The organism is Phascolarctobacterium sp. ET69, assembly GCF_023336935.1.
GTDB lineage: Bacteria > Bacillota > Negativicutes > Acidaminococcales > Acidaminococcaceae > Fusicatenibacter_A > Fusicatenibacter_A intestinipullorum.
Window position 1 is genome coordinate 505,119 of the sequence record NZ_JAMBLR010000001.1, and the last position, 13,413, is coordinate 518,531.

Sequence of the window (13,413 nt, forward strand, 5' to 3'; positions counted from 1 at the left end):
GTGATAGAATAAAAATGTAGTTGCTATTGGTTGTGGCATAAACTACCTGAAATAGTCAGCGTTGCAGCGCTGGCTATTTTTTTATTGCTTAAAAGCTGTTTATTACGGTAAACCCATAACTCCATGTCGCTTATAGCTTGTTTGACTTCGCGTATATCTTCCAATGTTTCCGCGAAGTCTTTTTCTTCTTCCAGCCCCACCCTGTCATCAACCGCAATGCTTAACACATTGGCCAGCCTTGTATTTAACGCTGTAACTGCCGCATATAACCTGCAAGCAGACTGTGCAAGGCTTACTTCGTGGTATTTGCTGTAATGACAAGCTGTGCCAACCGGGCAAGCCGATGTGCAAAACCATTTAAGCGCCTGGTACTTTTTTAACCCCAGAGCTTCGGCCAGTCTTAAAACCATTTGCGGATTTGCCGCTGATGGATTTTCTAAAATTCTGCTGACGGTTGAACGGTGCATTGCCGCTTCTTCTGCGACTGTTTCCTGCGTCAAATGCTCTGCTTGAAGCAGTTCTTTTAACACATCCTCCACCACCTTTCCATTTACAATTAAGGTATGAGTTTAAACTCATTATTGGTTAACGTAATAGCGGATATACAGTTGGTCACCCGGTTGCAGGTATCTGCCCCCTGCAGTTAAAGCGGCATTATCAGCTGAAACACGGTACTTAAACGCTTCAAAGCACTCGGCTTCCGCACAATAATAATCTTCGGCAATGCTCCAAAGCGTTTCACCCGGCTGAACTGTATGTACCGCTATTACCTCTTTGCAATTATCAGCAACGCGATACTGTTCGATTTGTACGCAGCCCCAAAATAACAAGGCAACGATTACAGCCAATCGAAACCACTTATCGTTCATGTTGCACCTCCTTATCTTTTTGGCTTTCTCGCATTTTTATGTATTTAATAACAGCTTCATCGCTGTCGCTGGCCAAAATAACAGTCCAATTCGGCTTATAATCCGGGTTACTTAATTCAGCAAGCGGAAATGTACAAACCATACAAGACTTCATCATTTCCACCGCCTTCAAATTTTGTTAATAATAAGCGTACAGTTGCAGCCGTATTCTTTACGGGCATCTTCCGCCAGCTTTACGATATTTTTTAAATCGCTATCTAACACAACCTGAGCTTTAATGATGACCTTCAATTCATTTTGCTTTTCCATCTTTTCACCCCGCTTTATTTGTTACCGTTTCGGTAATATCATCTGCAAAAAAAATATTGATTGGAACACCATAAAACTTTGCTAACATTTCTAAATGTTCAAGTTTTAATTTAGTTTTTCCAGTTTCAATATCAAAATAGCCTTTACCGGTTTTGTAATTTATTCCATCGGCTACTTCTTGCATAGTATAACCTTTAGATTCGCGTAATTCTTTGATTTTTTTAAGTGCCATGCTGGTAATATCCATTTACCCACCCCCTTCGGTATTACCAATTCGGTAATTTAATTATATATTACCAATACGGTAATTGCAAGACTTTCTTTTCCTTTTTGGTAATTTTTTAACTATTTTTTTACCATTTTGGTAAAATGTAATTGAAATATCAAATTAGAGGTTCAATTATGATTGGTGATAAATTAAAACAGCTAAGAGAACAAAGAGATTATAGCCAAGGTTATGTTGCTGATACACTTGGTATTAGCAGGGTGAACTACAATAGATACGAAAATAATAATCGCGAGCCTGATGGCGAAACGCTAAAAAGAATTGCTGACTTCTTTAATGTTTCCACTGATGAACTTCTCGGCCGCGAAATACCTGTTAAAAACGAACCCGAAAAGGTATCTGCCAGCGACCAGCGCGACCTTGATAAATTTTTAGAGCAGTCGGAAGTAATGTTTGACGGCGAACTGCACCAGTTAGATGACGAAGGCCGCGAAATGCTGCGCGATGCCTTAAAATACGCATTTTGGCAAGCTAAAGAAAAAAATAAGCGCAAACCTAAAAAAGAATAGGCTTGCGCTATGCTGAAATGCTTAATATTAAATTAAGGGTACGAAACCTCGTGCGGAAATACGATACTTCAAACCCATACGAGCTTGCCAGGCATCTAAAAATTGATGTTTATGAGTTTAAGCTACCGCGTGACGTGCGCGGGTTTATAATACGTCCCTTACGCAGAAAAATGATATTTTTAAATGACAGCTTATCAGAAACTGAAAAAATCGTTGCTTTATCGCATGAACTTGGCCATGTTCGCCTGCATAGTGGTTACGGTTACACTTTAAAAGCTAATACCCCCTATTATCGCAGTAGCCGCCGTGAAGCCGAAGCTAACGAATTTGCGGCGCATTTATTATCTTACCGGCATGATATAAATGCAGATATGCTGCAACAGGTTTTAAACCAAAAACGGCCGGAGCCGTTATTGGTCCATAAAATGCTGAACGAAATTATAAACAGTCAGGAGATGTAGTAATGTTTGAATGCTTTAAATCATTATTTAAAAACAATAAAGCTACCAAACCTACAACTCATATAAATCCAAATATGACCGAAGAAGAATATATCAACGAAAGATTAGAAGACCAAATAAAATGGTATAGCAAAAAAAGCCAAGATGCTCAAAAGAAATATAAATGTTTAAAAAAGCTTGAAATTTCTATATTTTTGCTTTTTACAGTTTGTGGTACACATGCTGCAACTGTTATATCAATTCCATATACTAATTTTGAATTTACTGTCGGCTTTTTAATTACTTTAATAAGTGCAATTTTAAGTTATCTTCAATTCAAACAAAGTTTGGAAAAATACCATGAAAACTGGATTTTATACCGTCAAACTTGCGAGTTATTAAAACACGAAAAGTTTTTATATAGAACTCACTCGGGTGGTTATTTAACATCTTGTAACCCATTTAATGATTTAGTAGAACGCTGCGAAAGTATAATTTCCAGTGAAAATATTGACTGGGCACAATTACATGCTACAACACCAACTTGCCCAACAAATCAGTCAACAACTAATTCATAAGTCTTTTTGAAAATATCAGGCTTACAAGGATAAAGTTCTCCTTTTATTCCCTGAATAATATAGTCCCCTGGATTAGCTCTATGCGTGCCTTCTAACGTTTCAATTTCAGCATATCCATTATATTCACGCACTATCCCATTTTCTTTAGCTTTTATAAACCATTCTGTCAAATTATCTTTGCAATAGCAAAAAGCTTCAATTACAACTGGTTTTTTCCTAAATTTCATAAAATCAACTCCTTAAAATTTTTTAGAAAGAAGGTCTTTAAATGTTTAGACTTGATAAAAATTACCATATTTTTATTAGCCATTCTTGGAGTTATTCGAGCCATTATGAAACTGTCAAAAAGTGGATTGACAGTTCTAATATTACAGTTTCTGATTACAGTATACCAGAAAATAAATCATTTCCACCAATGAGAGAAAACGATTTAAAGCGAGAATTACTACAACAAATTTATCGTGCTTCTGTTGTTGTAGTAATAGCCGGTGGTTATGTTTCTTATAGTAAATGGCTAGAATTTGAAATACAAATTGCAGATGCCTATAACAAGCCTATTTTAGCTATAAAACCTTTTGGTAATGTAACATGGCCATCTGCATTAAACAACTGTAAAAACAAACAAAATATTCATTATGTAAATTGGAATTCTAATAGCTTTATAACCGAATTAAAAAGACTTCTATAAATAAATTATAGGTCTTACTATACTTATAATTATAACATATATTTAAGGAGCGTGTTTATGATGAGTGACAAACAAAAAAAGTTTGGCATTGCTGGGGTTTTAATTATTATTTGTGCAGTAGCGTTTTATTTTCTATATTGGACTAAAACGCCAGTTTATTCTATTAATTTAATCAGAGAAGCATGGCAAAATCATGATACTGTAGGCTTTCAACAGCGAGTTGATATGGACAGGCTCTATACAAAAGCCTTCGATGATTATATTAAAGCACAAGAAACCATAACTGGTGAAAAAATTACTAATGTTCCACTTGCCGCTGGTTTACTTGAAATGCTAAAGCCGGCTGTTGTAAACAAATTAAAAACTGAAACTTTAAACGCTATTACTGAACAATCATCACAAGTACAGCCTTCTACTACTTCTGGCAAACAAGACCAACTTGCAAAAAGTATGCAAGAAAAGGCTAACGCTAAAGATAATGTTGTTAAAGATGTTTCAACAATAAATCAAGAAGGTAAAGCAGCAACGGTCGCCATTACTTTGCATAACGCAAAATTAGACAAAGACTTTAAGCTGAATGTTACCATGAACGAACTTGATGATGGTACATGGAAATTAATAGAAGTAGCGAATTTAACAGACTTTTTAATTGAAGTTGACAAAGCTGAAAAAGAGAAATTAGCCGAATTAAACAAACCTATTTCAGAAGAACTTAATAAATCATTGCAAATAACTGGCGGCCAAATGAATTTAAGAAATGATGGCAATCCGTTCTTTACAAGTCATTGGCTGACTTCTAGTGCTACATTTAGCAATAATAGTGACAAAGACATAAAATCCTTTAATTATAAAATTAGAATTGATGAAAGTAAAAATGGCCCTACACTGGGAACTTACAACGTATCTTCTACTCTTTCAATTCCCAAAGGTCAATCTGGAACAGATTATAAAAGAATAGACCTTAACCCATTCAAAGATGCTGATAAGGCTGTTATAGGTTGCAATTTTAGCACTACTAATTTAACCATTGAAATAACTAGCATTGAATTTGCTGATGGCAGCAAATTAGAACTTTTAACAAAAGTTCCTGATGTTACTTCTATTAAGAAGTAATGAAACGGTTATAATTTTTAAACCGTCTAATCTACGCCATACTGATTAGACGGTATTATTTTAAAATTGTTACACAAACATACGTTTTATAAAGTGAACTATTTTGCAAACACTTGATATTATAGCAAATCAATTATTTTATACTTTCGCGCAAAAAAATCAACTTCGTGAGGTGATTGTAATGACATCATACAAAGATGAGAAAACTAATACTTGGTATTGCCAATTTTGGTACAAAGACTGGACCGGAAAAAATCGGCACAAGGTAAAGCGTGGTTTTAAGCTAAAACGTGATGCAGAACAATGGGAGCAAGCTTTTAAAAATGAGAACAATATTTGCCCTGATATAACTATGGACGAATTATTTATTCAATACGAAAATCATTTATATAATCTTGAAACACTTGGCACTTATCGAAAATCTACCGTTCTTTTTAAACTTGACGCTATTAAATATTACATTCGTCCATACTTTACTGGGGTTATCGCAAATAAAATAACTACAAAAGATGTAAATGATTGGGTAGTTAAACTTAAAACAAAAACAAATAAAAGAAAAAATACTGCCACTTTAGCATCTGCTACTGTAAACAGTAGACGTACTGTATTAAAGCAAATATTTGAATTTGCTATGACTAACTATAATTTTAAAAATAATCCTGTTGAAAAAGCCGAAAAAGCGAAATATTATTCTTCTGATGACCGCGCTAAATACTGGACGCTTGAACAATACAACGCTTTTTATAATGCATTAAATAATGAACAGTACAGAATTATATTTAACTTAATGTTTTATAGCGGTATGCGCATTGGCGAAGCACTAGCTTTAACACCATCCAGCTTTTTACCTTATAATATTTCAGTAGAGCATAATTTTAGACGAATGAAATATAAAGGTGAAATAATAAACCATATTGGTCCGCCAAAAAACAAACCTTCTGAACGTGGTATTAAAATTCCTCATTTTCTTTACAATCAAATCACAGACTATATTAGCAGAATATATGATATAAAAGAAGATGACCGCATTATTAACTATGCCTATGCCACAATATACAATAAAATGATGTCTACCATACAGAAGGTTGGTCTACCAAGAATAAGCCCGCATATACTGCGCCACAGTTATGCCAATATTTTACGCGATTGCACCAATGATATTGCCGTTGTTTCAAAACAGTTGGGACATTCAAACCCTAAAACCACATTAGCAATTTATACACACATGCTTCCTCAAAAAGATGATAATGCTGTTGAGGAACTAGAGAAGCGTATTATAAAAAGCTCAAATTTTGAAGACGTTGATTTTTTGAACTCAAATTGAACTCATGCACAAATAAAAGAACGGCTAAACCCGCATGGTTAGCCGTTCTTTGGCTTTTTTAAAACAAATCTATCTGGTCGTTTTCCGGCAGGTCTTTTAATGTGCCGTATTCAGCCAGTTTTTCTATTACCGATTTTGATACTTTGGAACGTACACGCAAATCTTCCTGCGAAATAAAGGGTACGCCGCTGCTGCGCGCTTCGTCAATGCTGAGTGCTGCGCTTGTGCCAATGCCGCTGAGTGCTGCCAGCGGTATGCGCACGCCTTTTTCCGTCGGCAAAAAGCGTGTCGGATGCGATTTATACAAATCTATCGGTTCAAATTCCAATCCGCGTTCCATCATTTCCACCGCAAGCTCCAAATAGGTTACGGTATCTTTATCCCTGTTGTTTGCCTTGCCGCCCTGTGCATATACATCTTTAATAAATTTCTTCATATATTCTTTGCCCTTGGCGATATAGGCCGCGTCAAATTCCGGCGCACGCACGCTGAAATAAGCTGCATAAAACGCTTTTGGGTAATGCACCTTGCAGTAAGCAATGCGGTAAGCCATTAAAACATAGGCTATGGCATGTGCTTTAGGGAACAAATACTTAACAGTCTGGCAGGAATTAATAAACCATTCCGGAACTTTGGCCGCCTTCATTGCATCCAGCATTTTTGGCTCCAAACCGTTTTTGGCAGCCTTGCCCTTACGCACATATTCCATCGTTTTAAACGCAAGGCTCGGTTCTACGCCCATGGCAATAAGGTTTGTCATAACGTCGTCGCGCGTTGCGATTGTATCTTCAGGAGGTTTGCCCTCTTTAATCAAATCCTGTGCGTTGTTCAGCCATACGTCCGTACCGTGCGAATAACCGGAAACCCTGACTATCTGCCCGAAGTTTTTCGGCTGTACGTCCTCTACCATCTGGCGTACAAAACGTGTGCCAAACTCAGGTATACCGTAGGTGCCAACAGAACTGTTAATCTGTTCCGGCGTTACGCCGAGCGCTTCCGTATCGCGGAAAATAGACATTGTAGCCTCATCGCCGATAGGAATTTTAGTCGGCTTAATATGGGTAAATTCTTCCAGCAGCTTGATAACCGTCGGGTCATCATGGCCGAGTATATCAAGTTTAACCAGCCTGTCATTAATGGAATGATAATCGAAGTGAGTGGTAACGGTCGTGCTGTCGCGTTCGTCCGCCGGATGGTTCATAGGCGTAATATAGTGAATATCCATATTGCGCGGCACAACCATAATGCCGCCCGGGTGCTGGCCGGTTGTACGTTTCAGCCCGGCAATGCCTTCCACCAGCCCCGCCATATAAGCCGGATGTTTGGTTAAGCCTTTTTCCTCGTAATATTTACGCACATAGCCGAAAGCTGTTTTGCTTGCCACTGTCGATATCGTACCGGCACGGCAAACATTATCTCGTCCGAACAATTCTTCGGTGTATTTATGCGCCACCGGCTGATATTCGCCGGAGAAGTTAAGGTCGATATCAGGTACTTTATCGCCGTGAAAGCCTAAGAATACCGCAAACGGAATGTTATGCCCGTCGCGCCACATAGGTGTACCGCAATGCGGACAGTTTTTCTCCGGCAGGTCAAAACCGGAAGCATATTCGTTATTGGTAAAGAACTCGCTGTAACGGCATTCAGGGCAGCGGTAGTGCGGTGCCAGCGGATTAACTTCTGTGATGTCAATAAGCGTTGCAACAAGCGACGAACCAACAGAGCCCCTGGAACCTACCAGGTAGCCGTCATCAAGCGATTTGCGTACCAGCTTATGCGCAATGTAGTACAAAATAGCAAAACCGTTGTTAATAATAGAATCGAGTTCGGTTTTAATACGCTCGGCAACAATTTCCGGCAATTCATCACCATACCATTCATGCGCCTTATCGTAAACCATTTTCGGCAGCGCTTCTACAGCGCCCGGTATGGATGGCGAATAAAGCTGGTCACGGTCCGGCACTGGTTTTATTTTATCAACCATATCCGCAACTTTGTTGGGATTGGTTACACAAACTTCATAAGCAATATCTTTGCCGAGGTATTCAAACTCCCCCAGCATTTCTTCCGTTGTGCGGTAATACAGCGGCGGCTGTTCATCTGCATCTTTATAATTCTGTACGCCCTGCAAAATTGTGCGGTATTTGCTGTCCTCCGGGTTTAAAAAGTGCACATCACAGGTGGCAACTGTCATTTTGCCGATTTTTTTGCCCAATTCATAAATTTTACGGTTATAATTTTTTAAATCTTCAACCGTACATTTATTTTCGCGCACCATGTACATATTATTGCCCAAAGGCTGAATTTCCAGATAATCATAAAATGCAGCTATTTTAAGCAGTTCTTCTTCGCTTTTTCCTGCCCTGACGGCACGGTAAAGTTCACCGGCTTCGCATGCCGAACCTAAAATAAGCCCGTCCCTGTATTCTTCTATAACTGCACGCGGCAGCGAAGGACGGGAAGGACGCGAATTATAATATTTTAAATGGCTTAAAGTAACAAGCTTATATAAATTTCTTAAACCGGTTTCATTCTTGGCCAGTATTATAATATGGTCAAGCTGTGTTTTGGTGCCTTTCTTTTTCTTAATACTATCAGTAGGTTCAATATCGACGCCTTCAACACCGCTGTCGCTGATTAAATAGCCTTCCATGCCAAAAATAAGTTTCAAATCGCTGCCTTCTGCGGCATCATAGCAGAACGGAAACGCCTGCACAACACCATGGTCGGTAATGGCAAGAGCTTTATGCCCCCATTTAATTGCTTTTTTAACCAAATCTTCCATCGGCGTCAGGGCGTCCATTTTGCTCATTTTGGTATGGCAGTGCAGTTCTACCCTTTTCACTTCGGCATTATCCATACGTTCTTCTTTTTCAATCAGCATAATGCCCTTAGGCTCGATAGTCATTTCGTCAAAAGCGTAACGGTCACGCCTTGCATCGCCCATAATGCGCAGATACACGCCCGGCTTGATTAAACTTTTAAACTTATGGCATTCTTCCAGCGTTTGAAAATACATATTGATGAAAATGCCGTTTGTATCGTCGCTCAAATTAAAGCTGAGCTTAACGCGTTTGGTGCGCAGTTCACGCTCGTTAAAAGAAGTAAGCACGCCGTCTTTATCAAAGCATTTTACAAACTGGCCTTCCACAACAACATTATTTTCTTCTTCTGTTATATCGTCAAGCGGACGGGGTTCGCCCCTGAAATTCTTGCCCCAGATAACGCCATTGCCGTTTTTGCCTTTGCCGCCGTTTCCGTACAGCAATTCATACGCACGGGCAAAATCGGCATCTGCCTCACTGCCGCAGCTGCCGTTTTCTTCATAGTGGTAACTTTCCAAATCGTTTTGCGGCGGTTCTTCCGGCAAGGGTATTTCTTCCGGTATAGGCTGCCCGCTGCAATTTGTAACAACAAACTCCGTTTCTTCAGGCGGCTCCGGCGGCAGCGGAATTTCTTCCGTTTCGGCTTTAACATTAGCCTCCGCATTGCAGCAGGAAAGCTCTACCTTATGCAAAGAAAAAGCAGCGGCCAGTTTATCTGCCACTGCTAAAGCAAGCCTTTCTTCAACCGGAGCAGCGGCCTTATACTCAATTACCCATTCGGACTGTTCAACATCAACAAAAATCTTTTGCGGACGTATCAGCCTGGTATGCAAAAGGTCTGACTCCGAAAAGGACAATCCGGCTAAAAATTCAAAAAACTTAGCTGTATCGGGAACAATGCAATATTTAGCCTTCATTACCTTTACCTTTCATAAAACAACTTAACTTAAATTTTCTACAGTAATAATTCCGGAAATTCTTTGCAATCCGCGGGCAAAACCGTCTTTATCGGTTTCCCTGCCAATTTTTAAATAAAGCTCCAGAATTACCTCATTTTTTTGAGAATTATTTTTTACGTTCATTGTTTTTACTTTTATATCGTTTTCGGATAAATACGAAGTAATATTTGTTATAATGCCCGGCTCGTTGTTGGCAACAATGCGGATATAACGGCGCGAATTGCGGTTGGAACTGGCAAAACGCTTTTCCCAGCTGCGGAACGAAACCAACGTGATAAGCATAATAGCCGTGGAAACAATGCTTATTACATACATTCCGGCACCTGCCGCCAGCCCTATTGCCGAAACCATCCACAGGCTTGCCGCCGTAGTAAGCCCGCGCACGGTAACACCTTCATGCATAATAGTACCGGCGCCCAAAAAGCCGATGCCGCTTACTACCTGCGCCGCAATACGTGCAGAATCCCTGTTATTGGCATTGCTTATGCCACTCACGTAAGTGTCATCAAAGCCATACATGGAAACAAGCATTATAAGTGCCGAACCGGTGCAGACAAGTATATGGGTTCTGAACCCGGCAGGGCGGTCGCCGCTGCCGCGTTCTATACCTACAGCGCCTCCTAATACGGTTGCTAAAAGCAGCCGCAGGATCATATCCCAGTTATGGGGACTTAACAAAAACTGATCCATAGAGACACCTCCAAAATTTTATTATTTAGCCATCAATCCTGCCAGAATATTTTTAATTTCTTCAACATAGTCGCCTTCAAGCGGCAGGTATTTGATTTCGCCGTTTTTACGGATTTTAACTTCCAGCTGGCCGCTGCTTAAAGTTTTCGGGCCAACAACAACTCTCAGCGGATAACCGATTAAATCTGCATCTTTAAATTTTACGCCCGGGCGTTCATTGCGGTCATCGATAACAGCTTCTACGCCAGCACGTTTAAGCTGCTGATAAATTTCTTCCGCTTTATCCCACGATTCTTTATCTTTAGCGTTCATGGGCACAACCAAAACTTCATACGGAGCAATGGCAACAGGCCAGATAATGCCGTTTTCGTCATGGTTCTGCTCGATAGCTGCGGCCATGGTGCGGCTTACGCCGATACCGTAGCAGCCCATTACCATCGGGCGTTCCTTGCCTTCTTCATCAAGGAAGGTTGCATGCAGTGCATCGCTGTATTTGGTATAAAGTTTAAATACCTGGCCAACTTCAATGCCGCGTGCCTTAACAACAGGAGCGCCGCAGTGCGGGCACGGGTCGCCTTCCTGAATCATGCGGATATCTGCAACATAAGTAACATTAAAATCGCGTTTAGGCTCAACATTTACAAAGTGGTAACCTTCTTCGTTTGCACCGCAGCAAATATTGTGCATATTCATAACAGTGCTGTCAACTACAACGGTAGCTTTTTTCAAATTAATGCCAACAGGGCCCATGTAACCGCCGATGGTTCCTGCTGCCGCAAGCTGTTCTTCGGAAGCCATTTCCAGGCTGTCTTCCAGTACGCCGCAGGTATTGACAATTTTAATTTCGTTAACCTCGTGGTCGCCGCGTACAAAGCAAAGAATTAAACCCTTGTTGCTGTTATAAGCTACTGCCTTAACGGAATGGTCAACCGGCAGTTTCAAATATGCGCACACATCGGCAATGGTTTTGCAGTCCGGAGTTACAACCTTTTCTTTTTCCTTAACTTCTTCATCAGCTGCTTCAATCGGTTTCAGTTCGGCTTTTTCAACGTTGGCCGCATAATCGCATTTGCTGCAGAAAACAATTTCATTTTCGCCGCTGTTTGCAATAACGGTAAATTCATGGGAACCGCTGCCACCGATAGCACCGGAATCAGCTTCAACCGGGCGGAAGTTTAAACCGCAGCGCGTAAACACATTGTTGTACGCATCGTACATTTTTTTATAGGAAACCTCAAGGCCTGCTTCATCCTTATCGAAAGAATAAGCGTCCTTCATGATAAATTCGCGTCCGCGCAAAAGGCCGAAACGCGGTCTTTTTTCATCGCGGTATTTATTTTGAATCTGGTAAACATTTAGCGGAAGCTGACGGTAAGAGCGCACATCCTGGCGGATAAGCGTTGTTACCATTTCCTCATGCGTCGGGCCAAGGCAGAACGGTCTTTCGTGCCTGTCCATCAGTTTGAACATTTCCTGGCCGTATACATCCCAGCGGCCGCTTTCCTGCCAGATTTCCGCAGGCTGAACAATAGGCATTAAAAGTTCCTGTGCGCCTGCGTCGTCCATTTCCTCGCGGACGATATTTTCTATTTTTTTCAATACGCGCCATGCCAGCGGCAAATAGCTGTAAACACCTCCGGCAGCTTTACGGATAAAACCTGCGCGCAGCATCAGCTGATGGCTGACAACCTCCGCTTCAGCAGGAACTTCCCTTAAAGTAGGAGCGTACATTTGCGATACTCTCATTATTTATTCTTCCTTTCCATCAAAATTTTATCTATTTCTTTAAATAATTCATCAACTATTTCTTCTTCTTTAACTTTGCGTAGAATTTCCCCTTTACGGAACAGCAACCCTTCGCCTATGCCGCCTGCAATGCCGACATCTGCTTCACGCGCTTCACCGGGGCCGTTTACAACGCAGCCCATAACGGCAACTGTTATGGGTTCGGTAATGCCGTCCAGCTTTTTCTCCACAGTAAGTGCCAGCTTTTCAAGGTTAATTCTCGTTCTGCCGCAGGTTGGGCACGAAATAAGCGTCGGCCCGTATTCACGCAGCCCCAGTGCTTTTAAAATGGCAAAGCCGGTTTTAACTTCCTGCACAGGGTCGCCGGTAAGTGATACCCTTATGGTATCGCCAATGCCTTCCGCAAGCAGCGTGCCAATGCCTACTGCCGATTTTATAATTCCGGAATTAATTGTACCGGCTTCGGTAATACCTACATGCAGCGGATAATCGCACTGCGAAGCAAGCAGGCGGTAAGCCGCTATCGTCAGCGGCACATCATGCGCTTTAAGCGAAATTTTAATGTTGCGATAATCCATACTTTCCAAAATACGGATATGGCGCCAGGCAGCCTCTACCAGTGCTTCCGGCGTAGGATGCCCATATTTTTCCAGTAAGTCTTTCGGCAGTGAACCGGCGTTGACGCCTATACGGATAGGGATGTTTAACGGCTTCACCGCTTCCACAACGGCACGCACCTTATCTTCACCGCCGATATTGCCGGGGTTCAGGCGCAATCCGCTTACTCCTGCATCAACAGCCGCCAAAGCCAGTTTATAATCAAAATGAATATCGGCAATTACCGGTATCGGGCTTTTTTTAACAATTTCCTTCAAGCCTTCTGCAGCTGTCATATCGGGTACGGCACAGCGTACAATATCGCAGCCGGCTTCGGCAAGGCGGTTAATTTGTGCCAGTGTCGCCGCAGAGTCGTCAGTATGCGTATTAGTCATCGACTGCACTGCAACAGGCGCACCGCCGCCTATTTTTACATTGCCCAACTGAATTTGCCTTGTTTTCCTGCGTTCCATCAGGCCA

At 41.1% G+C, this 13,413-nt stretch carries 16 protein-coding genes; 6 read left to right on the forward strand and 10 right to left on the reverse strand.

Features of this window, described 5'->3' with window-relative positions; all coding sequences use genetic code 11:
* Window positions 1–23: 23 nt before the first annotated feature.
* From M3079_RS02575 to M3079_RS02595, 5 genes are read right to left on the reverse strand one after another with little or no spacing between them, the layout of a single operon-like run.
* On the reverse strand, window positions 24–530 hold the full coding sequence (locus tag M3079_RS02575) for a helix-turn-helix transcriptional regulator (RefSeq protein ID WP_249077056.1): 507 nt from the start codon (window positions 528–530) through the stop codon (window positions 24–26).
* Window positions 531–578: 48 nt separating this feature from the next.
* Window positions 579–869: a LysM domain-containing protein gene (locus tag M3079_RS02580; RefSeq protein ID WP_249077057.1), complete on the reverse strand. Its 291-nt coding sequence runs from the start codon at window positions 867–869 to the stop codon at window positions 579–581.
* The gene (locus M3079_RS02585; protein ID WP_249077060.1) at window positions 859–1,026 is read right to left on the reverse strand and encodes a hypothetical protein; all 168 of its coding nucleotides are present in this window, start codon (window positions 1,024–1,026) and stop codon (window positions 859–861) included. Before M3079_RS02585 ends, M3079_RS02580 begins: the two co-directional genes overlap by 11 nt.
* Before the next feature lie 11 nt (window positions 1,027–1,037).
* The gene (locus M3079_RS02590; protein WP_249077062.1) at window positions 1,038–1,178 is read right to left on the reverse strand and encodes a hypothetical protein; all 141 of its coding nucleotides are present in this window, start codon (window positions 1,176–1,178) and stop codon (window positions 1,038–1,040) included.
* A 4-nt stretch (window positions 1,179–1,182) separates the two neighbouring features.
* Window positions 1,183–1,425 carry a helix-turn-helix transcriptional regulator gene (locus M3079_RS02595; protein WP_249077063.1) on the reverse strand — a complete coding sequence of 81 codons (243 nt, stop codon included), beginning with the start codon at window positions 1,423–1,425 and terminating at the stop codon, window positions 1,183–1,185.
* A 155-nt stretch (window positions 1,426–1,580) separates the two neighbouring features.
* Here M3079_RS02595 and M3079_RS02600 point away from each other — a divergent pair, with 155 nt between their 5' ends.
* The 3 genes from M3079_RS02600 to M3079_RS02610 are packed head-to-tail and all read left to right on the forward strand — an operon-like array spanning window position 1,581 to window position 2,991.
* Window positions 1,581–1,973, forward strand: coding sequence for a helix-turn-helix transcriptional regulator (locus M3079_RS02600; protein ID WP_249077065.1), 393 nt, complete (start codon window positions 1,581–1,583; stop codon window positions 1,971–1,973).
* Between the two features lie 2 nt (window positions 1,974–1,975).
* Window positions 1,976–2,434: an ImmA/IrrE family metallo-endopeptidase gene (locus M3079_RS02605; protein ID WP_249077067.1), complete on the forward strand. Its 459-nt coding sequence runs from the start codon at window positions 1,976–1,978 to the stop codon at window positions 2,432–2,434.
* A 2-nt stretch (window positions 2,435–2,436) separates the two neighbouring features.
* Window positions 2,437–2,991 carry a DUF4231 domain-containing protein gene (locus M3079_RS02610; RefSeq protein ID WP_249077068.1) on the forward strand — a complete coding sequence of 185 codons (555 nt, stop codon included), beginning with the start codon at window positions 2,437–2,439 and terminating at the stop codon, window positions 2,989–2,991.
* On the opposite strand, the gene M3079_RS02615 is transcribed toward M3079_RS02610, so the two are convergent.
* Entirely contained in the window at window positions 2,970–3,218 is a 249-nt protein-coding gene (locus tag M3079_RS02615) for a PGDYG domain-containing protein (RefSeq protein ID WP_249077070.1), read from the reverse strand. The genes M3079_RS02610 and M3079_RS02615 overlap by 22 nt on opposite strands.
* A 41-nt stretch (window positions 3,219–3,259) precedes the next feature.
* Here M3079_RS02615 and M3079_RS02620 point away from each other — a divergent pair, with 41 nt between their 5' ends.
* The 3 genes from M3079_RS02620 to M3079_RS02630 all read left to right on the forward strand — a co-directional run bounded on the left by M3079_RS02620 (window position 3,260) and on the right by M3079_RS02630 (window position 6,116).
* A complete protein-coding gene (locus M3079_RS02620; protein ID WP_249077071.1) occupies window positions 3,260–3,679 on the forward strand; it encodes a TIR domain-containing protein in 420 nt (139 codons plus the stop codon).
* 57 nt (window positions 3,680–3,736) lie between these two features.
* The gene (locus tag M3079_RS02625; RefSeq protein ID WP_249077072.1) at window positions 3,737–4,792 is read left to right on the forward strand and encodes a DUF2939 domain-containing protein; all 1,056 of its coding nucleotides are present in this window, start codon (window positions 3,737–3,739) and stop codon (window positions 4,790–4,792) included.
* A 181-nt stretch (window positions 4,793–4,973) separates the two neighbouring features.
* Window positions 4,974–6,116 (forward strand): site-specific integrase, encoded by a 1,143-nt coding sequence (locus tag M3079_RS02630; protein ID WP_249077073.1) that lies wholly within the window; start codon window positions 4,974–4,976, stop codon window positions 6,114–6,116.
* A gap of 58 nt (window positions 6,117–6,174) precedes the next feature.
* Here M3079_RS02630 and M3079_RS02635 read toward each other — a convergent pair whose 3' ends face one another.
* The 4 genes from M3079_RS02635 to ispG are packed head-to-tail and all read right to left on the reverse strand — an operon-like array spanning window position 6,175 to window position 13,406.
* A complete protein-coding gene (locus tag M3079_RS02635; RefSeq protein ID WP_249077074.1) occupies window positions 6,175–9,858 on the reverse strand; it encodes a PolC-type DNA polymerase III in 3,684 nt (1,227 codons plus the stop codon).
* A 24-nt stretch (window positions 9,859–9,882) separates the two neighbouring features.
* The gene (locus M3079_RS02640; protein ID WP_249077075.1) at window positions 9,883–10,590 is read right to left on the reverse strand and encodes an MgtC/SapB family protein; all 708 of its coding nucleotides are present in this window, start codon (window positions 10,588–10,590) and stop codon (window positions 9,883–9,885) included.
* 21 nt (window positions 10,591–10,611) lie between these two features.
* Window positions 10,612–12,336 carry a proline--tRNA ligase gene (locus M3079_RS02645; RefSeq protein WP_249077076.1) on the reverse strand — a complete coding sequence of 575 codons (1,725 nt, stop codon included), beginning with the start codon at window positions 12,334–12,336 and terminating at the stop codon, window positions 10,612–10,614.
* Window positions 12,336–13,406 carry a flavodoxin-dependent (E)-4-hydroxy-3-methylbut-2-enyl-diphosphate synthase gene (gene ispG, locus M3079_RS02650; protein ID WP_249077077.1) on the reverse strand — a complete coding sequence of 357 codons (1,071 nt, stop codon included), beginning with the start codon at window positions 13,404–13,406 and terminating at the stop codon, window positions 12,336–12,338. The genes M3079_RS02645 and ispG overlap by 1 nt, the downstream gene beginning before the upstream one ends.
* Window positions 13,407–13,413: the final 7 nt, after the last annotated feature.